The sequence below is a fragment of the Roseicyclus mahoneyensis genome, from assembly GCF_003148775.1.
Classification (GTDB): domain Bacteria; phylum Pseudomonadota; class Alphaproteobacteria; order Rhodobacterales; family Rhodobacteraceae; genus Roseicyclus; species Roseicyclus mahoneyensis.
Genome location: NZ_QGGW01000012.1, coordinates 37,604 through 59,669 on the forward strand (window position 1 = coordinate 37,604; position 22,066 = coordinate 59,669).

The 22,066-nt window shown below is 65.9% G+C and carries 18 protein-coding genes, 1 tRNA gene and 1 pseudogene; 11 read left to right on the forward strand and 9 right to left on the reverse strand.

Translation table 11 applies throughout. The annotated features are described in order from the left end of the window. The first annotated feature begins 48 nt into the window (after window positions 1-48). The 6 genes from C7455_RS17830 (at window position 49) to C7455_RS17855 (ending at window position 6,329) form a co-directional block, all read left to right on the forward strand. A complete protein-coding gene (locus C7455_RS17830; RefSeq protein WP_109670555.1) occupies window positions 49-735 on the forward strand; it encodes a fumarylacetoacetate hydrolase family protein in 687 nt (228 codons plus the stop codon). A 351-nt stretch (window positions 736-1,086) separates the two neighbouring features. Then, window positions 1,087-2,082: a substrate-binding domain-containing protein gene (locus tag C7455_RS17835; RefSeq protein ID WP_109670620.1), complete on the forward strand. Its 996-nt coding sequence runs from the start codon at window positions 1,087-1,089 to the stop codon at window positions 2,080-2,082. A gap of 40 nt (window positions 2,083-2,122) precedes the next feature. Then, window positions 2,123-3,100, forward strand: a complete 978-nt coding sequence (locus tag C7455_RS17840) for a Bug family tripartite tricarboxylate transporter substrate binding protein (protein WP_211315518.1) — start codon at window positions 2,123-2,125, stop codon at window positions 3,098-3,100. 109 nt (window positions 3,101-3,209) lie between these two features. Continuing rightward, on the forward strand, window positions 3,210-3,659 hold the full coding sequence (locus C7455_RS17845; RefSeq protein ID WP_109670557.1) for a tripartite tricarboxylate transporter TctB family protein: 450 nt from the start codon (window positions 3,210-3,212) through the stop codon (window positions 3,657-3,659). A 26-nt stretch (window positions 3,660-3,685) separates the two neighbouring features. Further along, window positions 3,686-5,203 (forward strand): tripartite tricarboxylate transporter permease, encoded by a 1,518-nt coding sequence (locus tag C7455_RS17850; RefSeq protein WP_109670559.1) that lies wholly within the window; start codon window positions 3,686-3,688, stop codon window positions 5,201-5,203. Window positions 5,204-5,363: 160 nt separating this feature from the next. Further along, window positions 5,364-6,329, forward strand: coding sequence for a calcium/sodium antiporter (locus C7455_RS17855; RefSeq protein WP_109670561.1), 966 nt, complete (start codon window positions 5,364-5,366; stop codon window positions 6,327-6,329). 404 nt (window positions 6,330-6,733) lie between these two features. On the opposite strand, the pseudogene C7455_RS20635 reads toward C7455_RS17855, so the two are convergent. From C7455_RS20635 to ychF, 4 genes and pseudogenes are all read right to left on the reverse strand, one after another. Then, window positions 6,734-7,361 (reverse strand): annotated as a pseudogene (locus C7455_RS20635) (IS5 family transposase); the annotation flags it as partial. Between the two features lie 113 nt (window positions 7,362-7,474). Then, window positions 7,475-7,564: transfer RNA gene (locus C7455_RS17865), tRNA-Ser, on the reverse strand. An 82-nt stretch (window positions 7,565-7,646) separates the two neighbouring features. After that, complete coding sequence (locus C7455_RS20240; RefSeq protein WP_170119135.1) at window positions 7,647-8,822, reverse strand: hypothetical protein; 1,176 nt, start codon at window positions 8,820-8,822, stop codon at window positions 7,647-7,649. Window positions 8,823-9,051: 229 nt separating this feature from the next. Further along, window positions 9,052-10,149, reverse strand: coding sequence for a redox-regulated ATPase YchF (gene ychF, locus C7455_RS17880; RefSeq protein ID WP_109670567.1), 1,098 nt, complete (start codon window positions 10,147-10,149; stop codon window positions 9,052-9,054). Between the two features lie 199 nt (window positions 10,150-10,348). On the opposite strand from ychF, the gene C7455_RS17885 reads away from it, so the two are divergent. Continuing rightward, on the forward strand, window positions 10,349-11,698 hold the full coding sequence (locus tag C7455_RS17885; RefSeq protein WP_109670624.1) for an MATE family efflux transporter: 1,350 nt from the start codon (window positions 10,349-10,351) through the stop codon (window positions 11,696-11,698). A gap of 54 nt (window positions 11,699-11,752) precedes the next feature. Then, entirely contained in the window at window positions 11,753-12,544 is a 792-nt protein-coding gene (gene trpA, locus C7455_RS17890) for a tryptophan synthase subunit alpha (RefSeq protein WP_109670569.1), read from the forward strand. A gap of 88 nt (window positions 12,545-12,632) precedes the next feature. Here the strand turns inward: trpA and C7455_RS17895 are convergent, their stop codons facing one another. The 4 genes from C7455_RS17895 to C7455_RS17910 form a co-directional block, all read right to left on the reverse strand. Further along, on the reverse strand, window positions 12,633-12,980 hold the full coding sequence (locus C7455_RS17895) for an SH3 domain-containing protein (protein ID WP_109670571.1): 348 nt from the start codon (window positions 12,978-12,980) through the stop codon (window positions 12,633-12,635). A 136-nt stretch (window positions 12,981-13,116) separates the two neighbouring features. Next, window positions 13,117-16,335, reverse strand: coding sequence for a valine--tRNA ligase (locus tag C7455_RS17900; RefSeq protein WP_109670573.1), 3,219 nt, complete (start codon window positions 16,333-16,335; stop codon window positions 13,117-13,119). Window positions 16,336-16,409: 74 nt separating this feature from the next. Further along, entirely contained in the window at window positions 16,410-17,456 is a 1,047-nt protein-coding gene (mnmH, locus tag C7455_RS17905) for a tRNA 2-selenouridine(34) synthase MnmH (protein WP_109670575.1), read from the reverse strand. Window positions 17,457-17,461: 5 nt separating this feature from the next. After that, entirely contained in the window at window positions 17,462-18,346 is an 885-nt protein-coding gene (locus C7455_RS17910) for an NAD(P)-dependent oxidoreductase (protein ID WP_109670577.1), read from the reverse strand. Between the two features lie 132 nt (window positions 18,347-18,478). On the opposite strand from C7455_RS17910, the gene C7455_RS17915 reads away from it, so the two are divergent. Genes C7455_RS17915 through C7455_RS17925 form a run of 3 tightly spaced genes read left to right on the forward strand, consistent with a single transcriptional unit; the run spans window position 18,479 to window position 21,236 of the window. After that, window positions 18,479-19,426 (forward strand): MBL fold metallo-hydrolase, encoded by a 948-nt coding sequence (locus C7455_RS17915; protein WP_109670579.1) that lies wholly within the window; start codon window positions 18,479-18,481, stop codon window positions 19,424-19,426. Between the two features lie 5 nt (window positions 19,427-19,431). Next, entirely contained in the window at window positions 19,432-21,048 is a 1,617-nt protein-coding gene (locus tag C7455_RS17920; protein WP_109670580.1) for an FAD-dependent oxidoreductase, read from the forward strand. Then, the gene (locus tag C7455_RS17925; RefSeq protein WP_109670582.1) at window positions 21,048-21,236 is read left to right on the forward strand and encodes a DUF2783 domain-containing protein; all 189 of its coding nucleotides are present in this window, start codon (window positions 21,048-21,050) and stop codon (window positions 21,234-21,236) included. The genes C7455_RS17920 and C7455_RS17925 overlap by 1 nt, the downstream gene beginning before the upstream one ends. A 5-nt stretch (window positions 21,237-21,241) precedes the next feature. Here the strand turns inward: C7455_RS17925 and C7455_RS17930 are convergent, their stop codons facing one another. Further along, complete coding sequence (locus C7455_RS17930; protein WP_109670584.1) at window positions 21,242-22,009, reverse strand: aspartate dehydrogenase; 768 nt, start codon at window positions 22,007-22,009, stop codon at window positions 21,242-21,244. Window positions 22,010-22,066 lie beyond the last annotated feature (57 nt).

The following is a 22,066-nucleotide window of genomic DNA, read 5'->3' on the forward strand; positions in this document are numbered from 1 at the left end:
CTTTGGATATGCCACGCCCGCCGAGATCAAGACAGGAGACTGAATACGATGATCAAGACCGTGATCCCAGCCCCCGAAGTCGTGACCGCTCCCATAGCTGGGCACGCGGACCGATTCCCGGTGCGGCGCGTCTATTGTATCGGGCGCAACTACGCCGCGCATGCCATCGAAATGGGGCATGATCCCGACCGCGAACCGCCGTTCTTTTTCCAGAAGAACCCTGACAACCTCGATTTTTCCGGCACGTTTCCTTACCCTGACCAAACCTCGGATGTGCATCACGAGATCGAACTGGTGGTGGCGCTTGCGCGTGGCGGAAGGAACATCCCGGTGGATCAGGCGCTCGATTGCGTCTGGGGCTATGCCGTCGGGATCGACATGACCCGCCGCGATCTACAGGGCGAGGCCAAGAAACTCGGGCGCCCCTGGGAGATCGGCAAGGCCTTCGAGCATTCGGCCCCGATGGGTCCGATCGTGCCCGCCACCACGACAGGCGATCTGACCTCGGGGAGCATCACCTTGAGAGTAAATGGGGTTTTGCGGCAAGAGGGGGATCTGAACCAGTTGATCTGGAAGATCCCCGAGATGATTTCCTATCTGTCGGATTATTTCGAATTAAAACCCGGCGACATCATCATGACCGGCACGCCTGCCGGTGTCGGCCCCGTGGTGCGCGGGGATGTGATGGAAGGGCATGTGGCGGGCGTCGGCAGCCTGACGGTCACCGTGGCCTGACCCCTTCGACACCGCAACACGCCCTTGCCCACAGGCGGGGCGTGCTGCGTGGCCCTGATCGGCCCCAACCCTGCATGTAGGCCCCGCATCGGTTCATGACGTGCCACGGTGCGGGGCCGCGTGCGCGCCTGCCCCCGTTGAACACTGGCTGTCATCATCGGCACCCTGCCCCCAGGTCGGCTGCAGGTCGTGTACCCATGAGGTGCGCGCTACCGGGGACCAACATTCATGCTTGCCAAAGATCAATCCGGATCAATATACACCAACGGGGGAGGCGACGATGATGAAAACACCGCACAGCATCCGCATGCAGCGCGACCGTCGGGCACGTCCCGCCATGGGGTTGCGCGTTTGACCGCGCCGCTGTCGCTGTCGGTCGCGACCTGGGACCATGACCGGGTGATGGCCGTACAGGACGGTCGCGTGACGATACCGGGCGTGAGCGTCACGCCGCATATCCTGCCCACGACCAAGCTTTTCCCCATCGCGGTGCAGGAAGCCCGCTTCGACGTCACCGAACTGTCGCTGTCCAGCCACATCCTGCAAGTGGCGCGCGGGCAGGCGAACTATGTCGCCATCCCCGCCTTCGTCAGCCGCGCCTTCCGCCACAACGGGTTCTACCGGCGGGTGGGATCGGGCATCGCATCGCCGTCCGATTTCGCGGGCCGTGCCATCGGCGTGCCGGAATACCAGATGACCGCAGCGCTGTGGATGCGCGCGATCATGGCCGACGACTACAGCGTGACGCCCACCGCCGTGCATTGGCGCACCGGCGCGCTGGATCAGGGCGTGCGGCACGAGCGTCTGGCGCTTACGCCACCGCCCGACCTGCGGATCACGCCCGTCGCCGAAGGGCAGACGCTGCAGGACCTGCTGCTTGCGGGCGAGATCGACGGGATGCTGGCCCCCAACCCGCCCCGCGCCTTTTCCGAGGGCGACCCAAGGATCGAACGTGTTTTCCCCGACTTCGAGACCGTGGAACAGGATTGGCACCGGCGCACCGGGTTTTTTCCGATCATGCATGTGATCGCGCTGCGCCGTGACGTGGCGGAGGCGCATCCCTGGCTTGCGCGCGCCCTGTTCGACGCGTTCAGCCAGGCGCGCGACATCGCGCTGGACCGGCTGCGCGAGGTCTGGCTCGGGTCGGCCAACCGGCTCAGCCTGCCCTGGCTCAATGCCTCCATGGAGCGGACGCGCGCCGCAATGGGGCCCGACTACTGGCCCTACGGTTTCCAGCGTGCCCAACCCGAAATCGCGGCCATGTGCCGCCATTCCTTCGAACAGTACCTCGCGCCACGCCTCGTGGACGCAAGGGAATTGTTCGATCCGACCCTCCTCGAGACGTGAGGGGGCAAGAAACTTGCGCATGACCTTGGGAGGATTTTACATGCCGAGACTGACCCACACCCTTTGCGTCGCCGCCCTGTGCGGCGTCCTGTCCGCCGGAGCAACCTTTGCGCAGGATATGCGCGCGCCCACCGGCCCCATCGAATTCACCGTGGGCGCGGGCGCCGGCGGTTCGCCCGACATCATCATGCGCACCTTTGCGCAGATCATGAATGATCAGGGCATCGTCGAGAACCCGATCGTCGTGCAGAACCGCTCGGGCGGGGGGCATTCCAACGCCTACAACCACGTTTTGGGCCTTCCGGGTGACGAAAACACCCTGCTGACGCTGGCCTCGCCGGTGTTCACCACCCCGATCGTGCAGGGCACGCCGTCGGTCATCGACCAGATCACGCCCATCGCGGCGCTGGTGCAATCCGAACTGCTGCTGTTCACCACGCCTGACAGCGATCTGAATTCGCTGGCCGATGTCGTGGCGGCTGCGACCGAGAATCCGGGCCGCGTCCGCGTGGCAGGCGGTGCCTCGGGCGGAAACGACCATGTCCTGACCGGCCTGATCGAATCCACCACGGGCACCACGCTGACCTACATTCCGCACGAAAGCGGCAGCGCGGGCCGTGCCACATTCCTCGGCGGCAATGTGGAGCTGCATTTCACCACTGTGTCCGAAGGGCTGGAACTGATCGCCAGCGGCTCCGGCAAACCGCTGGCCATCTTCTCGGCCGAGCGCCGCACCGAGGATGCGCTGTCGGGCATCGCCACTGCCACCGAACAGGGCGTCGACGTCATCTACACCCAGTTCTGGGGCGTGGGCGCACCGGCAGATCTCGACCCGGCCGTTGCAGCATGGTGGGCCGACAGGTTCCAGCAGGCGGCCGCGACCGAGCAGTTCCAGGCCTGGCTGGCTGAAAACCTCTACCGCAGCGACATGGTCACGCTGGACGAAGCCGGTGCCTATTTCGCGGCCGAACAGGACACGTTCCGCGAAGTCCTGACCCGCATCGGTCTGGCCCAGTAAACCTGCGCCAGAATGCCTTGGCCGCCCTCGCGCGGTCCATGAACAGCCGGTCCGCGGGCGATGCGCCCCGCGGACCAACCGATCCAAAGCCCAAAGGGAGGACGCGACCATGCGCCCCATCGAGGCTGTTCCAGCCCTTTTCATCCTGATCCTGGCGGCGGCCATCTACGCCGGCACCACTGGCCTGAGATTGTGGGACGGGCCCACACCGGGCGCGCGCTTTTTCCCGATGGCACTTTCGGGGGCCGGCGCGATCATCGGTGTCCTGCTGCTTTTGGCCCAGCGGCGCGGCTTGGAGACGGTCGAGGTCGAATTTCCCGATGCTCTGGGCGCGGTCCGGGTCGGCGCGAGTTTCGCTGCTCTTGTGGCGCTGGCGGTGGGCATTCCCCTGATCGGGTTCGTCCCCATGCTCGCGGTGTTCATGCTGGCGATGCTGCTCGTGGTGTTGCGCTGCCCGCCTGTGCCTTCAGTCTCCTCGGCGGTGATTGTCGCGGGGCTGGTCCACGTCGTTTTCATCCGGTGGCTCGCGGTGCCGCTTCCCATGCCTTTCGGCATCTGACCTGACATACCGGCAAGGATCACCTCATGCTTGACCAGCTTCTCATCGGCTTTTCGACGGCGTTGCTGCCGAACAACCTGCTGTTCATCTTTATCGGCGTGCTGATCGGCCAAGTGGTCGGCGCGTTACCCGGTCTTGGGCCGTCGGCGGGTATGGCGCTGCTGTTGCCACTGACCTTCGGTCTGGAACCTGTCACGGCCATCATGATGCTGGCGGGTATCATGTACGGCGCGCAATACGGCGGTACGCTGACCTCGGTGTTGATCAAGGTGCCCGGCGAGGCGTCGGGCGTGATGACCGCGGTCGACGGGAACGCGATGGCGCGCGAGGGGCGGGCCGGTGCGGCCCTCGCAATCTCGGCCATCGGGTCGTTCATTGCAGGGATCGGATCGGTGATGGCGGTTGCGGTTCTGGCTCCGCCGCTTGCCAGCTTCGGCCTGCGGTTCAATGCGCCCGAGTATTTCCTGCTGGCCCTGCTGGGCATTCTGGCGATCGGCAGTCTTGGCGGATCGCCGATCAAGTCGCTGGGGGCGGCGCTGATCGGGTTGATGATCGCGCTGATCGGTGTCGATCCCTTGACTGGCACGCCGCGCCTCAGCTTCGATCAGCCGATCCTGCTGAAAGGCATCGATTTCATTCCCGTCGTGATCGGCGTCTTCGGGGTGGCCGAGGTGCTGCACTCGCTCGAGCGGATCGAATCGGTCAAGCCGATCAAGACACGCCTGCGCGACATGTGGCTGACGATGGAAGACTGGCGGAAATGCCGCTTCGCCATCATCCGCGGCGGTTTCATCGGGCTGTTCGTCGGCATCATGCCCGGCGCCGGTGCCTCGATCGCGTCGCTGCTGGCCTATCTGACGGAACGCAAGTTCAGCACCACCCCCGAGATGTTCGGCAAGGGCGCCATCGACGGCGTCGCCTCGGCCGAGGCGGCCAACAACTCTGCCTCGCATGGTGCTGCCATCCCGATGCTGTCGCTGGGCATTCCGGGGTCGGCCTCCACGGCCATCCTGCTGGCCGCGCTGATCTTGCACGGCATCCGTCCGGGGCCACAACTCATGAGCCAGGAAAGCGTTCTGGTCTGGGGCCTGATTGCCAGCATGTTCGTGGGCAACGTGTTCTTGCTGATCATGAACCTGCCGATGGCGCCCGTCTTTGCCGCATTGCTGCGCATTCCCTACGTTTACCTTGCGCCCGCGATCTTGGGCATCTCGCTGGTGGGGGCCTATGCCGCAACGCTCGATATGGCGACGGTGTGGATGTCGCTTGCCTTCGGGGTGTTGGGCTATGCGATGATCAAGTTCGACGTGCCACGCCCGCCCTTGGTACTGGCGCTGGTGCTGGCTTCGCTGATGGAAACCTCGCTCCGGCAGGCGCTGTTGTTGTCCTTCGGCAGTCCGATGATCTTCGTCGAACGCCCGATTTCCGCGATCCTGCTCTGTGCGGTTGTTTTGACGATCGTGCTGCCGATCATGTCAGCCGTGCGCAGGCGGCGGCGGGTGGGGGCGAAGCCCGCAGCGACGGGGGGCAACGGCGCAGGGTAGCCCGCGCCGCGCAGCCCGCCGCCGCCTTGTCCTGCAGGCAAATTGTGGCTGCAAGTTTTGAGATCGAGGCGCTAGGCGCGGGCAATCGCATCCCGTGACATCCGCCCCCCATCTGCCCCGCGCGCACCCCTGACTCGCGCCGGCCCCATCGGAGCGATCCATGCATTCCCTCGAGACATACCAGCTTGCCGTCATCGCGCTGGGCGCCATTGCTTTCGGTGTCTTTCTGCTGGTCAAGGGCGGCGACTGGACCGTCGACAACGCCGTGATCGTCGCCGAACGGTCGGGCGTGTCGAAGCTGTTCATCGCTGCCACCATCGTGGCCTTCGGCACATCGGCGCCCGAGCTTTTCACCTCGGTCAACGCCAACCTGTCGGGCTTTCCCGGCATCGCGGTGGGCAATGTCATCGGGTCCAACATCGCCAACATCTTTCTTGTGGTGGCGGTCAGCGCGGTGATCGCGCCCGTGCTGTTCGACCGGCGGGAGGTGCGGGTCGATACGCTCGTCATGCTGGGCGCTACCGCCGCGATGATCCCGGCCGTGATATCGGGGCTGATGCCACGCTGGGCGGGTGTCGCGATGATGGCGACACTGGTGGTCTATGTGATCTACCAATACCGCGCCTCGCGGCTCGATACGGACGCGGTCGAGGACGCCGACCACGATGCGCCGGCACCCTGGCTCATGCTGTTTGCCGGGATCGCCACCTTGGTTGTCGGCTCCGAAATTCTTGTGCAGGGCGCGGTCGCGGGCGGCGTGGCGCTGGGCGTGCCCGAGGCGGTCATCGGCATGACCCTGATCGCGGTCGGCACGTCGTTGCCCGAACTGACCGCCTGTGTCGCCGCCGCGCGCAAGGGCCAGTCCGAGATGATCGTCGGCGGCATCCTGGGCTCGAACATCTTCAACATCCTGTCGGTGCTGGCGCTGAGCGCCGCATTCAAGCCGCTGGTGATCGAACCGCGCTTTGCGGTGTTCGACATGCCTGTGGTCGTGGCAGTCACCATCCTCTTCGCGGGATTTTTGCTGTTTGGCAGCCGGATCGGCAGGACAGCGGGGACGGCGATGGTGCTATGCTACATCGCCTTTATCGTGGCGCAATACACGGTCATCCACCCGCTAGTCTGAGCCTTGTGGCCGGCGCTATAGGCCGGCGCACACTCTCGCCTTCGGCACCAGCGCGGGACGGGCCGTGCCGAAGTCACCGGCCTCCCTGCGCCGCCGACAGTCCCATGCCCGGCCAATGGCGCGCGGGATATGCGGGTCTTGAGTTTGGTCTGCGCCGGGCCTCTGGTCAGCAGGGGGGGCAGGAAGTTCGTCCGCCCCTTATTCGCGCATCTTCAGGGGGGATCAGTACGCGGATCGTATCGTCCGGCTTGCTCGTTCAGCAGCCTGCATCTGGTGGCGTGCCACCAACTTGCGGATGGCTCTAGCAACTGTTTCCACCGAAAGCGCGTGTGCCGAACTTAAGCGCAACATATCGTTTTTTGGTGGCGCCATGCGGAGCCAGATTCAGTGCAGCATCCCTAGGGGCCATCTGCGGTGGCGGTGCCGATTGTCTCAGCTCCGGGGATCGGCTCCAGCAGTTCCGGTAGAATGGGGCTGTCACTGTCGCTGCCGGGCGGGATCTCGACAATTCGAAAGTCCGAAGTCATCGTGTCCATTGCCAGATGCGCCTTGGGCCACGGGCGTGGGCCCTGAACGCCATGCTTGCGGGCTTGCCATTCACCATCACCCAAAAACTTGATGCCAGTGCTGTCGGTGAGCAGGTTCAGAGGGTAATCAGCGTATCGGTAAGGGATCGGGACCACCCGCGTTTTCTGCGGCCGACACAGCGTCGTATAGTCCGACACAGCCCAATGCGGATCAGCCAACTTCACCAGGCTGGCCATCACCCGGTCGTTTGCCGCAAGGGCAGATTGAAAAGAACCTTGATCCCCTCTCGGGACATGGCGGCGCAGTGCCCTGCCGGGCGATGGTCAAGCAGAACTGGATCGCGGCATCGGAGAACACGGCGGGCCTACCCGGACTGCCGTCAGACGGCGTCCGCCAGGTCATGTCCATGTCCAACCAGATCGGCAATGACCCGCGCTTGAGCAGCGACGCCGGGCAGCTGGACCAGTTTGTGGTGCGGTAACGGGCGGGCGATGGCTTGCTCATCCAGCCCGTCCAACCGCTTGGATTCAGAGTGTGAATCCTCGGAAGTCAAAGTTGTGCAGCAACGCCGGCCTGAGCGAAAAGTCACAGGATTAATGATTGCGAACAAAGGCTGGTGGCGGAGACGAAGGGATTCGAACCCTCGAGACGGTTTCCCGCCTGCACCCTTAGCAGGGGTGTGCCTTCGACCACTCGGCCACGTCTCCGCTGACCCGTTTAAGGATCGGGGGCGGGGTCGGCAAGGGGAAACCTGAGGGGGCGGCTATCTGTGGTGAAGGCGGCGGGGTCTCAGATCACAAGGTGCCAGATCGGGTAGAGCACAAGCGCGAAGAGCACCCCGGTGATCACTGCCGCCGCACCATATCCCGCCCAGCGCGCCCTGCGGACATGGCCGACCATGTCAGCACGCTCGATCACCGTCAGCGCGGCACCGCTGGCCAGTTTCGCCTCCAGCACCAAAGCCGCGTCCGACAGCATGTGACCACGATGACTGAGCACAGCGCCAAGGCCAAGCAAGACATGCACGAAGGTGGGCAGCAGAGTTGTCGCCACCATCAGGTAGAGCGCCATGCCCCGCGTCGGGTCGGCCCTGATCTCGGCCATATAGGTGGCGGCGGTGAAAGGCAGGGTCGCGGGGCTGATCCGGCCCCAGAGGTCGAGGCCCAAGGCAATCGCCGCCAAAAGGACCCCAAGGCAGACGAGGGCAAGCGCCAGATCGGCGACAGCCCGGACCCCGATGACCGCCAAGGCCGGACGCGGGCCGCGACCGTGACCGCGCAGGAAGGACCGGGTGATCGCGAGCGAGACCCAGTCGGCAACTGCATTGAGGAGGGGCAGGAAGGCATAGAGCAGAAGGACAAAGGCTGCGGTCGCGGTGTCGTCGTTGAAAACGGCAAAGGCAAAGGCAAAGGCAACGGCAACGGCAAAGGCAACGGCAAAGGCAAAGGCAACGGCAACGGCAACGGCAACGGCAACGGCAAAGGCAACGGCAAAGGCAAAGGCAACGGCAACGGCAACAAGATCGACGCCCGCCCGGCCCGCCTTCGATAGAAAACCGGGCCGGGCGGGCGAATTCTCGGGCGGACCGAAAACCCTGTCCACCACGAAATCCGCAAACCGCTGTGCATTCGCGACAACCCATGCCGCCACCGCCATGGCAAAAACCAGTGCGATTGCGCGCCCGATCCGGGGCAGGAGGCGCGGTTCGTCCACGAACAATGTCAGACCCGCCGGGCTGTGGGTGTTGAACAGCGCCCAGCCCAGCACCACGGCGATGAGCGGGTAGAAAAGCGCCAGCAATAGGCACCGATCAAAGGCCCGCCATGACAGCGGGCGCGGGCCATAGACCGCGTCGGCCAAGGCCAGAACCTCGGCGATGGCCATGTCATAAGATTGCGCAGAGTTGCCCCGCCAGCGGCGGATCAGTTCTGGCCATGACCCACGATCCTGAAGCGTTTCGCCCAAGGATGGAGATCCCTCACGCGCCTTTGACCCTATGACAAACACGGCCACCACGGCCGGAACACCCACAAGAAGGCTGATCAATCCGCCATTGGCGTTTGCCTAGGCTACAAACCCCGCCCACCACTCAAACATCCGCGCCCTACCCGCCGTGTCCCCAGGGAAAGCTAGCGCATGTCCAGCACGGCTGTGAACCGGTTTGTCGCACCGGGACCTGCGAGGCCCCCAAACCTCAGGCGTTGAACAGGAAATGCAGCACGTCGCCGTCCTTGACCTCGTAGGTCTTGCCTTCGACGCGCATCTTGCCGGCTTCCTTGGCGCCGACCTCGCCGCCCAGCGCGACGTAGTCGTCATAGGCGATCGTCTCGGACCGGATGAAGCCGCGTTCGAAATCGCCGTGGATGACGCCGGCCGCCTGCGGGGCCAGCGTGCCGCGGCGGATGGTCCAGGCGCGCGCTTCCTTCGGGCCGACGGTGAAATAGGTCTGCAGCCCCAAAAGCGCATAGCCCGCGCGGATCAGCCGATCGAGACCCGCCTCCTCCAGCCCCATTTCCTCTAGGAACATCGCGGCCTCTTCGGCATCCAGCTGTGCGATCTCCTCCTCGATCCGTGCGGAGATCACGACATGGGCCGCGCCCTGCGCCGCCGCCATCTCGGCCACGCGGGCGGATTGGGTGTTGCCGGTGGCGGCCGAGGCCTCTTCCACGTTGCAGACATAGAGGATGGGCTTGGAGGTCAAAAGCTGCAGCAGCTTCCACGCCTTCTGGTCATCCGCGTCGACCGGAACCAGCCGGGCGGGCTTACCCTCCTCCAGCATCGCCTGCGCGGCCTTGAGGAGCCGTTCCTGCGCCACCGCCTCCTTGTCGCCGCCACGGATCTTGCGGGTGATGTTCTGCAGACGCTTTTCCACGCTTTCCAGATCGGCCAGCATCAGCTCTGTCTCGATCGTCTCGGCATCCGCGATCGGGTCAACGCGGCCCTCCACATGGGTCACGTCGCCATCCTCGAAGCAGCGCAACACATGGGCGATGGCGTCGGTCTCGCGGATGTTGGCAAGGAACTGGTTGCCCAGACCCTCGCCCTTCGACGCGCCCTTCACCAGACCGGCGATGTCGACAAAGGTCATCCGTGTCGGGATGATCTGTTTCGATCCGGCCATCGCGGCCAGTTTCTCCAGCCGCGGGTCGGGCACGGCCACGTCGCCCACATTGGGCTCGATGGTGCAGAAGGGGAAATTCGCCGCCTGCGCCGCCGCGGTCTTGGTCAGCGCGTTGAAAAGCGTCGACTTGCCGACATTCGGCAGGCCCACGATGCCCATCTTGAAGCCCATCTGCGCATCCTTTGCCGGCACGGGGAATTCGCGGGCATGTAGGGGGGGCGGGGCACTGGCGTCAAGGCGGGCGCGGGCTTGACTTGGGCAGGCGGGCGGCCCACCTCGGGCTTGCGGCATGGCCGCCCCCGCGTGGCTGGGGCCTGTTCAGACAATGATGCATCCCGGGGGCCCGCCGCGGGTGCAGATGGATTGCCCCATGGCTGCCCCTCCCCGCCCCGCCCCCGGCGCGCTTCGCGCCGAGATAGGCCCGCTCGTGTCGCTGTCCGTGCCGATGATGGTGGGTCTTTCGGCGATGACGCTGATGGGCGTGGTCGATACCGTCATGGTGGCCCCTTTGGGAACCGTGCCGCTGGCGGCCGTGGGCATCGCCTCGGCGGTCGGCATCCTGTTTCTCGCCAGCCTCTGGGGGATCATCACCATCATCGGTGTGCGCATGGCGCAAGCCCATGGCGGGGGCGACGCGCGCGCGGTCTCGGGCGAGTTGCGGGCTGGGGTGGCGCTTGGCGGCCTGAGCGGAGCTGCGGGCGCGGTGCTGATGCTTGCGCTGCTGCCGTTTCTGGGGCTGATCGGCCAGCCGCCCGAGGTTGTGACGGCCCTGCCGGTCTATTGGGCGCTGGTGGCCGTGGCGCTGGTGCCCTTCACCATGTTCTTCGCGCTCAAGGTGCTGTTCGACACCATCGGGCGGCCCTGGGCGGGCGTGGCGCTCAGCTATCTCGGCGTGGCGCTCAATGTGCCGCTCAACTGGCTCCTGATCTACCACCTTGGCTTTGGCCTCGCAGGCGCCGGGCTCGCAAGCCTGCTTTCGCAATTGGCCACATTCGCCGCCGCTCTCCTCGCCTGGCGGCACTGGAGCGCGCTTGCCCCCTTCCGCCAGCCTGCCCGCGGCCTTGCCCCCCGCATGCGCGCCCAATGGCGAGACGGCTGGCCGCTGATGCTGGGCTACGCAGGCGAGGGCGGGTCTTATGCGCTGATCGGCGTCATGATCGGCTGGCTGGGGGCCGAGGCGCTGGCGGCAAACCAGATCGTGCATGCGGTGGCGGGGGTCGCCTATGTCTTTCCACTGGGCATGGCGGGGGCGGCTTCCATCCGCGTCGGGCTGGCAGTAGGGGCGGACGAAGGCGCGCGGCTCAGGCCGCTCCTCAAGGCCGCGCTGCTGATCGTGACGGTCTGGATGCTGGGGGTCATGGCCGTCCTGCTGATCGCGGGTGAGACCATCGCGGGCACGCTGTCCGACGATCCGGCAGTCGTGGCGCTGGCGGCCACGCTGTTCCTTGCCGTCGCGGCCATGCAGGTGGCCGACGGCGTACAATCGACAACACTGGGCGCGCTGCGCGGCATGCTTGACGCGCGCTGGCCGACCATGGTGTCGCTGATCGCCTATTGGCCTGTGGCCCTGCCCGCCAGCTATGCGATGGGCTTTACCCTTGGGTTTGGCGCGGTCGGCGTCTGGATCGGCTTTGCGCTTGGCCTTGCGACGGCCGCCGTGGTGCTGCCTTTGCGCTACTGGCACCTGACGCAGCCCCCGAAACCACCCCTGCCCCATTGATTTCCCCGCGCCCATGGCCCAAACCCGGCCGGACCACGGACCAATGGGGCGGACATGACACGGATCGACGATACTTTCGCGCGGCTCAAGGCCGAGGGGAAGAAGGCCTTCGTGGCCTATGTCATGGCGGGCGACCCTGACTATGAGACCTCGCTCCAGATCGTGAAGGCCTTGCCGGAGGCGGGCGTCGACATCATCGAGCTTGGCATGCCCTTTACCGACCCGATGGCCGATGGCGAGACGATCCAGCTGGCCGGCCAGCGCGCGCTTGAGGGCGGGCAGACGCTGGACAAGACGCTCCAGATCGCGCGCGAGTTGCGCAAGGATGATGACAAGACGCCGATCGTGATGATGGGCTATTACAACCCGATCTGGTCGCGCGGCGTGGATACTTTTCTGGCACAGGCGAAAGAGGCCGGGATCGACGGCCTGATCATCGTCGATCTGCCGCCCGAGGAGGATGACGAGCTTTGCATCCCAGCGCAGAAGGCCGGGCTGAATTTCATCCGGCTGGCAACGCCGACGACCGACGACAAGCGCCTGCCCAAGGTGCTGCAAAACACGTCGGGCTTCGTCTACTATGTTTCCATCACCGGCATCACGGGCGCGGCCGAGGCGCAGGCAGCGGACGTCGGCCCCGAGGTCGCGCGGATCAAGGCGCAAACAGACCTGCCGGTGATCGTGGGGTTCGGGATCAAGACGCCCGAGGCCGCGCAGGCCATCGCGGGCGTGGCCGACGGCTGTGTGGTGGGATCGGCCATCGTGGCGCAAATCGCGGCGGGCAAGACGGTGGCTGAGATTGCCGCCTTCGTCGCGGGGTTGGCCGCGGGCGCGCATCGCGCCTGAGGCGCGTCACAAAAAGAACAACGCCTGAAGCGCGTCCGAAAAGAACCACGCCTGAAGCGCGTCCGAAAAGAACCACGCATGAGGCGTGTCAGCCGTCTTCCATCAGAAAACGCGCGTTGACCCACCCCAGTTGCTCGCCCGCGAAGCTGACGACGCACCAACGACTGTAGCGCCCAAGCTGCTGCTGCGCCGCCGGGGACAGGCTGAAATACTGCGTCTGCGTGACCGTGGGCGTGCAGGTGCCGACCTGTAGGCCGCGGGCATTGTGCGGCAGGGCGGTGATCGCGAAATACTCGGTCCCCGGCCCGACGCGCACGTTCAGCACGTCGTTCGAGGCGACGCCTGTAACGCGCCAAGCATCGGGGCCATCGGCGGTCGCAACGGCGGGCCCGGCAAGGACGAGGGCGGAAAGGGCGGAAAGGGCGAGACGGTGCATGGCTGATCTCCTGTCAGGTGTGATCTGTCATCCGACAGCCTGACGTTCTGACCTTTTTCCCGCAATGGCGGTATCCCACCAGTTTCGCCGCAGGAAAACCCGGGTTTTCCGACACGAGAAACTGCAGGTTTGCGGCTCACCCGATCGCCGCCAACCTCTCCAGAGCGGCCTTGATCTTTCCAGCCTCATCCTCGCGCGCGGCAAGGTTTTCGCGGGCCTCGTCAACGATCTCCTCGGGCGCGCTTTCGATGAACTTGGGGTTGCTTAAGCGCCCCTTGAGACCGCCGATCTCCTTTCCGAGCTTTTCCAGTACCTTGTCGAGCCGCGCCTTTTCCTCGGCCACGTCGATCAGATCGGCGATGGGCAGGCCGAACACCGCGCCCTCGGCCGCGACGGTTATGGCACCCTTCGGCATGGCGCCGACCACCGTCACCTCGGACAGGCGCGCCAGCCGCTCGATCATGGCCGCGTTGCGCGCGAAAGCTGCCTGCCCGCGCGCGTCCAGCTCCACCTGCAAGAGCTGCACCTTGAGGCCTGCGGGCACATGCATCTGACTGCGGACGGACCGGATTTCCTCGATCAGCCCGATGACCCAACCCATCTCGCGGTCTGCGCCTTCGTCGATCAACTCGGCCCCGTAGATCGGCCAATCGGCATGGACCAGCATGGTGTCGCGCGTCGTGATCGCGCCCCAAAGCTCTTCGGTGATGAAGGGCATGGTGGGGTGCAGCAAGATCAGGCACTGGTCGATGACCCAAGCCATCGTGGCCCGCGTCTCGGCGATCACCGCCTCGTCGCCCGAAGACAGGAGCGGCTTGGCGAATTCCACATACCAGTCGCAGACGCGCCCCCAGACAAAGGCGTAAAGCCCGTTGGCCGCGTCGTTGAAGCGGTAGCCTGCCAGCGCCTCGTCATGGGCCAGCCGCGCGCGGGCGGTTTCGCCCACGATCCAGCGGTTGACCGTCTGGGTGACGGCGGCGGGATCGAAGCCCGGCACCGGCTTGCACGCGTTCATCTCGGCGAAGCGGGCGGCGTTCCAAAGTTTGGTGCCGAAATTGCGGTAGCCTGCAATGCGGTCCTTGCTGAGTTTCAGGTCGCGCCCCATGGCGGCCATGGAGGTCAGCGTGAACCGCACGGCATCGGCGCCGAACTCGTCGATCAGCTCCAGCGGGTCGAGCACGTTGCCGATGGATTTCGACATCTTGCGCCCCTTCTCGTCACGGACGAGGGCGTGGACATAGACGTCGCGGAACGGCACCTCGCCTGTCACGGCCAGTTGCATCATCATCATCCGGGCGACCCAGAAAAAGATGATGTCGAAGCCTGACACCAGGGTTGAGGTCGGGAAGTAGCGTTTCAGTTCCGGCGTCTGCTCCGGCCAGCCCAGCGTCCCGATGGGCCAGAGCCCGGAGGAGAACCAGGTGTCGAGAACGTCTGCGTCGCGCCAGACCGGGTAGACCAGATGGGTCAGATCCTCGGTCAGTGCGTACTGCGCAAGGCTTTCGGCGAACAGATGCGCGGCCTCGGCCCGGTCGGCGACCTCGACCACGGCGGCGTGGTTCAGCGGCATGGGCAGACCCGCCAGCACATCGGCGAACTTGTCCTTCACGGCCTCGAACCCGGCCGCAGCGTGGTGGCGTTCATCCCCCTTCAGCAGCGTCTGCGCACTCAGAAGGCGGCCCATTTCGACCACATCAAGCACGCCGTCGCCCTCATCGTCGCGGAACCCATGCGCGCCAAGGTCAAACCCATACCACACCGGGATCTGGTGCCCCCACCACAGCTGGCGCGAGATCGTCCATGGCTCGATATTCTCCAGCCAGTGGAAATAGACCTTGCGGTGCTGCTCGGGCATGATCTGGGTCCGCCCGTCGCGCACCGCATCCAGCGCGGGGCCAACGATCTTGGCGGTGTCGACGAACCACTGGTCGGTCAGCATGGGCTCGATCACCACCTTGGACCGGTCGCCATAGGGCTGGGTGATCACCTTAGCCTCGACCAGCGGGACGAGGCTGGGCAGGTCTTCGCCCTCAGTCGCGGCTTGCGCGCCGTCATCCCCGGCTTGACCGGGGATCTCTTGCCCCTGAGATCCTCGGGTCGAGCCCGAGGATGACCGGCTCGCGCCCGAGGATGACCCGAGGCGAGGGTCGTCGGCCTGCGTCATCACGGCCAAGCCCTCGGCCGTGATCTCCTCGACCACGCGCTTGCGCGCCTCGAACCGATCCAGCCCCCGCAGATGGTCAGGCACCAAATTCAGCGCATCGGCCTCGGTCTCGGTGAGTGTCCGCTCGCCATTGGCCACGGCCTGCGCCACGGCGGCCGCCTCGGCATAGGGCGCGCCATCGTCGCGCAGATGAGCCTTGCCATCCATCAGCCGGTAGCACGGGATGCCCCCGCGCTTGGCCACGCCATAGTCGTTGAAATCATGCGCCCCGGTGATCTTGACCGCGCCCGAGCCAAAACTCGGGTCGGGGTATTCGTCGGTGATGATCGGGATGAGGCGGCGGTGTTCCTTGGGCCCTACAGGGATTTCGCACAGCAATCCCACGATGGGCTTGTATCGCTCATCCCCCGGATGCACTGCGACCGCACCATCGCCCAGCATGGTCTCGGGCCGGGTCGTAGCGATGGAGATATAGTCGCGCGTCTCGCGCAGGGTCACGTTGCCCGCTTCATCTTTCTCGACATACTCATAGGTTTGTCCACCGGCGAGCGGATATTTGAAATGCCACATGTGGCCGGGGGTCTCGACATTCTCGACCTCGAGATCGCTGATCGCCGTCTCGAAATGCGGGTCCCAGTTCACCAGCCGCTTGCCGCGGTAGATGTAGCCCTTTTCGTACATGTCCACGAAGACCTTGATGACGGCATCGTGGAAATTGCCGTCCTCGCCTGCAGGCGCCCCCGGCGCGCCCGACATGGTGAAGGCCTCGCGCGACCAGTCGCAGGACGCGCCAAGGCGCTTGAGCTGTTGGCGGATCGTGCCGCCCGATTTCGCCTTCCACGCCCAGACATGGGACAAGAAGTCCTCGCGCGTCATGTCGCGGCGGGTCTTGCCCTCTTTCGCCAGTTCCCGCTCGACGACCATCTGCGTGGCAATGCCCGCATGGTCCGTGCCCGGCTGCCACAGCGTGTCAAAGCCGCGCATCCGGTGCCAGCGCGTCAGCACATCTTGCAGCGTGTTGTTGAAGGCATGGCCCACATGCAAAACGCCCGTCACATTGGGTGGCGGGATCATGATGGCAAACGGCTCTGCCCCCGGTTTCGCGTTGGCGCCCGCGCTGAAACAGCCGGCGGCTTCCCATTCGGCGTAGATGCGGGCCTCGGCCTCGGTCGCGTCAAAGCTCTTGTCCATGGGATCACGCCTCTCGTCTCGGGTTTGCCGTGTCAGTTACCCAATGGGGGGACCAAGGGAAAGGGGGCAGAGGATCAGGCGATCGCCGCAAGAACCCGTTCCGCAGCCAGATCCAGCGCGGCGGGCCCCAGATCACCGCCATCGACATGGGCGATCACGGCGCTCTCGTCCGCGCGCCTCAGCCGCGCATAGGCCGGGTCGTAATGGGCCGCGATGAGCGAGGCCGCCAGCGCTTCCGCCTCCCCCGCCGCCAGAAGGGCGAGCCAACCGTCGACCGTGGCATTGCCCGCCAGCGCACGCAGCCCGTTCAGCCGCCGCGCTAAACCCTCGGCATCGGCCATCAGATCCGCGTAGATCCCCGCGAGATAGCACGCACGCGCCTGCGGCTCCGCCACCAACACGATCCTTGGCGCGTCGCGCATCGCCACCCACAGCGCAGGAGGCAAGCGCAAGGTGCCGATCCGCGCCGACTCCGCCTCCACCAGAAGGGGGCGGGCGGGATCGAGGCCGGACAAGGCTGCAATCAGCGCCGTCTCGAAGCCCTTTTGCGCAGGCTGGTCGCCCATCACATCGCCAAGGATGGACCCGCGATGGTTCGCCAAACCCTCGAGGTCGATCACCTGCCCCCCCAAGGCGGCCACGCGATTGAGAACCTCGGTCTTGGCGGTGCCGGTATATCCATCCAGCCGGATCACGCGGACCGGCAGCGAGGCGTCGTACAAGCGTCCCACAACATGCCGCCGCCACGTCCGATAGCCGCCCTCCAGCACCTCGGCCCGCCAGCCGATCTGCTGCAGGATCGAGGCGAAAGACCCCGACCGCTGCCCGCCGCGCCAGCAATAGACCAGAGGCCGCCAGCCGCCGCCGAACTGCATCAGGCGTTCCTCGATATGGGCGGCCGCATTCCGTGCGACCAAGGCTGCGCCGATCTTACGCGCGGTGAAGGGACTGTCCTGCACATAGATCGTGCCAACCTCAGCCCGCTCCGCATCCGACAGGACCGGCATGGAGATCGCGCCGGGCACATGATCCTCGGCGAATTCCGACGGGCTCCTGACATCAAGGATCGCGTCGAACCCCGCCGCCGCAAGCACGCCCGGATCGGTAAAGCGGTAGGCCACGGGCGTCAGACGTCGCCGCCCGTCATCTTGCGGAAGCGCTGGATCAGGCTGGAGGTATCCCAGCGCCCGCCGCCCATCTGCTGCACCTCGGCGTAGAACTGGTCGACAATCGCCGTGACGGGCAGCGAGACCCCGATTTCCTTGGCCTGTCCCAGCGCGATGCCCAGATCCTTGCGCATCCAGTCGACGGCAAAACCGTGGGTGAAGTGGTTGTCGACCATCGTGCCTGCGCGGTTTTGCAACTGCCACGACCCACCCGCGCCCTGAGACACCAGATCGGCCACCTTTTTGGGATCAAGGCCCGCCTGCATGGCAAAGAACAGCCCCTCCGACATCGCCTGCACAAGGCCCGCGATACAGATCTGGTTGACCATCTTGGTCAGCTGCCCCGCGCCCACATCGCCGAAATGGACGGTCGCCTTGGAATAGGCGGCGACGATGGGCTCGGCGGCGGCGAAATGCGCCGCATCGCCGCCGCACATGATCGCCAGCTTTCCGTTTTCCGCGCCCGCCTGCCCGCCCGACACCGGCGCATCGACATAGCCCACACCCTGCGCTGCGGCCTGTGCCGCAAGCTCGCGCGTGACCGTGGCCGACACCGTGGTGTGATCGACAAACACTGCGCCCGATTTCATGCCCGCCAGCGCGCCATCCGGCCCGGTAACGACCGACCGCAGATCGTCATCATTGCCGACGCAAGCCATCACGAAATCACAGCCTTCGGCCGCTTCGCGGGGCGTCGCGGCAAAGCCACCGCCATGGGTCGCAGCCCAGGCTTCTGCCTTGGCCGTCGTGCGGTTATAAACCGTCACCTCATGGCCTGCGTTTTTCAGATGCGCCGCCATCGGTGCGCCCATCACGCCCAAGCCCAGAAATGCCAGTTTCGCCATTGTTCGCCCCTTAATGCCGGTTTGCCGTCGCGCCGGACCCTAGCAGGCGCGGCCCCCGTGTCCAGATGTCCCCCCCTATCGACGGATCGTTGCATCTGCACTAATCTTGACCCGAGAAGTGGGGAGAAGATCATGGCCAAGGCCTTCGCATCGGCGGGCGACCTGTCCGAAAAGAAAACCAGCTTCACCGAAATCGGCGAAGGGCTTTATGCCTTCACGGCGCAGGGCGACCCCAATTCCGGGGTCATCATCGGCGACGAGAGCGTGATGATCGTCGAGGCACAGGCCACGCCCCGCCTTGCGCGCAAGGTGATCGACTGCGTGCGGTCCGTCACGGACAAGCCGATATCGCACCTTGTGCTGACCCATTACCACGCCGTCCGGGTGCTGGGGGCTTCCGCCTATGGAGCGCCGCAGATCATCATGTCCGACACCGCGCGCGCCATGGTGGTCGAGCGGGGCCAGGAGGATTGGGACAGCGAGTTTGCCCGCTTCCCCCGTCTGTTCCAGGGGCATGAGGAGATCCCCGGCCTCACCTGGCCCACGACGACCTTTTCCGAGGCCATGACCGTCTACCTCGGCAACCGTCGCGTCGACATCTTCACGCCCGGCCGCGCGCACACCGCAGGCGACGCCGCGATCTGGGTGCCCGATGCCGAGGTGATGTTCACCGGCGACATCGTCGAATACCACTCCGCCTGCTACTGCGGCGACGGGCATTTCGCCGATTGGGGCGATACGCTCGACGTTATCGCTGGGTTCAAGCCCCGCGCCATCGCGCCGGGACGGGGCGACGCGCTGATCGGCGAGACGGTCGGGCTTGCCATCGAAAGCACGCGGGATTTCGTGCAATCGACCTTCGACCCCGTTGCCCGCGTGGCCGCCCGTGGCGGTTCGTTGAAAGAGGCGATGGCCGCCGCCCGCGCCACCTGCGACCCCAAGTTCAGCGACTTTGCCATCTACGAGCATTGCCTGCCCTTCAACGTCGCCCGCGCCTATGACGAGGCGCGCGGCCTTGACCACCCACGCATCTGGACCGCCGCGCGCGACGCCGAGATGTGGGCGGCGCTGCAAGGCTGAGCGCGATGACCTGGCAGGACCGCTATCCGCTTTCCTTCCGCCTCTACCCCTACACCCGATCCCCCGATCAGGACGCGGGCCAGACGGTGCGCCACTCCGTTACCATCGTCGGCGGCGGACCGGTCGGCGTGGCCACCGCCCTCGATCTGGCCTTGCGCGGTATCCCCGCCCTCGTCCTCGACGACCACGAGGGGGTAGGCCAAGGCTCCCGCGCGATCTGCTTCGCCAAGCGCACGCTGGAAATTGCCCATCGTCTGGGCTGCGGCGCGGCGATGCGCGACAAGGGCGTGATCTGGAACCGCGGCCGCGTGTTTCATGACCGCGACGAGGTCTACAGCTTCGATCTTCTCCCCGAAGACGGCCACCGCTACCCCGCCTTCATCAACCTGCAACAGCCATGGTTCGAACGCTTCATGGTTGAGGCGGTGGACCGGGCAAAGGCCCAGGGCGCGCCGATCGAGATCCGTGGCCGCAACCGCGTGACGGGGATGGAGGCGACCGCCGATGGCGTCACGCTCGCAATCGACACCCCCGACGGGCCCTACACCCTGACGACCGACTGGCTGATCGCCTGCGACGGCGCGAAGTCTGCCACCCGCGACCGCCTCGGCCTCGACTTCGATGGCCGGGTGTTCGAGGACAATTTCCTGATCGCCGACGTCAAGATGAGCGCCGATTTCCCGACCGAACGCTGGTTCTGGTTCGAGCCATGGTTCAAATCCGGCGCCTCGGCGCTTTTGCACAAGCAACCCGACGACATCTGGCGCATCGATTTCCAGCTTGGCTGGGACATCGACCGCAAGACGGAGCTTGACCCCGCCCGCATCCGCAAGCGCATCGACCTGATGCTGGGGCCGGATGTGGAGTATGACCTCGACTGGACCTCGATCTACACCTTCCAGTGCCGCCGGATGGACCGCTTCCGCCATGGCCGCGTGATCTTCGCCGGTGATGCCGCCCATCAGGTCAGCCCCTTTGGCGCGCGAGGCGCCAATTCCGGCTTGCAGGATGCCGACAACCTCGGCTGGAAACTCGCCGCCGTCCTCAAGGGGGACGCGCCCGAGACCCTGCTCGACAGCTACGACACTGAGCGCATCCACGCCGCCGACGAGAACATCCGCAATTCCACCCGCTCCACTGATTTCATCACGCCCAAGACCCCGCAATCGCGGATCTTCCGCGATGCGGTGCTACATCTGGCCCGCCATGCGCCCTTTGCCCGCCCCATGGTGAACTCGGGCCGCCTGTCGGTGCCCGCCACCTACGATGGCTCGCCGCTCAACACGCAAGACGCGCTGCCCGGTGGCCCCGCGCGCACCCGCCCCGGCGCGCCCTGCCCCGACGCGCGGCTGGCAGATGGCAGCTACCTGCTCGACCACCTGAAGGGGCCGGGCTTCACCCTGCTGGTGCTGGGGGCGACCCCGCCCCGCCTGCCCACCGGTCTGCCGGTCCTGACCCTTGAGACAGCCGCCAACCCACAGCTGCGCGCCCGCTATCTGGGCGAGGCCGAGCGCGCGCTTTACCTCATTCGACCCGACCAGCATGTCGCCGCCCGCTGGGCCGCCTGCGACGCGGGCAAACTGGCCCGCGCGCTCGACCGCGCACAGGGAAAGGCCCCGTGATGACCGACCTGACGCTCGACCCCAACATGACCGCCCCCGATGACGCCTATGCCGCGCTGATCGCCGCCCATGACGGCCTGACGCGCGAGGAAAGTGAGGCGCTGAACGCCCGCCTCATCTTGATCTTGATGAACCACGTCGGCGATCCGCGTGTGATCTTGCAGGCGATAGAGACCGCGAAACGCTAGCCCCCTCAGGTCGTCACCCGCGCCCCGAGCCGCCGCAACTCTGCCACCACGCTCATCGCCGCGAGAGCCGAACTGCGCGGCGTATCGGGCAGGGCTGCCCCTGTGATCTCGAATCGGAAGGATCCAAAAACCCCTTCCGCTTCAATCTCATGGATATTCCCGCCCGCCTCCGGATCGGCCACCAACCGCGCCTGCGTCGCATCGAAGCCCAAACCGGCCAGCGCCACCGCCGCCGCCACGTTCGCATTCTTCGGATAACGCAACGCCGCCTCCCGCGCGGTACCCTCGAAATGCGCCGCCGGTGCCGTGAGCGCCGACAGGTCCAGCACCGCCTCGGCGGGCGACCCGACCCAGCCCGCGGGCGGCTTGCGCCCGGTGTAGCGCACCCGCGATAGCCCGCCGACCGCCCCCGCCCTGAGCGCGTCCAGCGCCCCGATCGCCCCGCTTGCCAGATGCAGCCGCGTGCATCCCGCCTCTGCCGCCAGCGCCAGATCACGCGCCAGCCCCGCATCGGCCAGCGCGCCCAGCGAGAGCGTGATCACGTCGATCCCCGCCGCCAGCGCCCCCGGCCCATGGGCGGCCAACCCCGCATGCCCTGCGCAATCGACCAGGTGGGTCACGCCCGCAGGCAAGTCCGCGACCGACCGCACTGCCCGCACCCCCTCGGGCGCGGTGCCCCGCACGATCACCGCCTCTGGCCCAAGCCCCTCGCGCTCGAGCGCCGCGATGACCCATCCCCCGATGCTGCCCGCCCCGATCACTGCAACCCGCATGTCCGTTCTACCTTGCCATTCCCCGCCCAAGACACAGTATCAGCATGACGTGGAAAG

Bases quoted from the DNA above. Each gene is read 5' to 3' on its own strand.
- C7455_RS17830 (WP_109670555.1), top strand. From the start codon at position 49: ATGATCAAGACCGTGATCCCAGCCCCCGAAGTCGTGACCGCTCCCATA.
- C7455_RS17840 (WP_211315518.1), top strand. From the start codon at position 2,123: ATGCCGAGACTGACCCACACCCTTTGCGTCGCCGCCCTGTGCGGCGTC.
- C7455_RS17845 (WP_109670557.1), top strand. From the start codon at position 3,210: ATGCGCCCCATCGAGGCTGTTCCAGCCCTTTTCATCCTGATCCTGGCG.
- C7455_RS17850 (WP_109670559.1), top strand. From the start codon at position 3,686: ATGCTTGACCAGCTTCTCATCGGCTTTTCGACGGCGTTGCTGCCGAAC.
- C7455_RS17855 (WP_109670561.1), top strand. From the start codon at position 5,364: ATGCATTCCCTCGAGACATACCAGCTTGCCGTCATCGCGCTGGGCGCC.
- ychF (WP_109670567.1), bottom strand. From the start codon at position 10,149: ATGGGCTTCAAGATGGGCATCGTGGGCCTGCCGAATGTCGGCAAGTCG.
- C7455_RS17885 (WP_109670624.1), top strand. From the start codon at position 10,349: ATGGCTGCCCCTCCCCGCCCCGCCCCCGGCGCGCTTCGCGCCGAGATA.
- trpA (WP_109670569.1), top strand. From the start codon at position 11,753: ATGACACGGATCGACGATACTTTCGCGCGGCTCAAGGCCGAGGGGAAG.
- C7455_RS17895 (WP_109670571.1), bottom strand. From the start codon at position 12,980: ATGCACCGTCTCGCCCTTTCCGCCCTTTCCGCCCTCGTCCTTGCCGGG.
- C7455_RS17900 (WP_109670573.1), bottom strand. From the start codon at position 16,335: ATGGACAAGAGCTTTGACGCGACCGAGGCCGAGGCCCGCATCTACGCC.
- C7455_RS17910 (WP_109670577.1), bottom strand. From the start codon at position 18,346: ATGGCGAAACTGGCATTTCTGGGCTTGGGCGTGATGGGCGCACCGATG.
- C7455_RS17915 (WP_109670579.1), top strand. From the start codon at position 18,479: ATGGCCAAGGCCTTCGCATCGGCGGGCGACCTGTCCGAAAAGAAAACC.
- C7455_RS17920 (WP_109670580.1), top strand. From the start codon at position 19,432: ATGACCTGGCAGGACCGCTATCCGCTTTCCTTCCGCCTCTACCCCTAC.
- C7455_RS17925 (WP_109670582.1), top strand. From the start codon at position 21,048: ATGACCGACCTGACGCTCGACCCCAACATGACCGCCCCCGATGACGCC.
- C7455_RS17930 (WP_109670584.1), bottom strand. From the start codon at position 22,009: ATGCGGGTTGCAGTGATCGGGGCGGGCAGCATCGGGGGATGGGTCATC.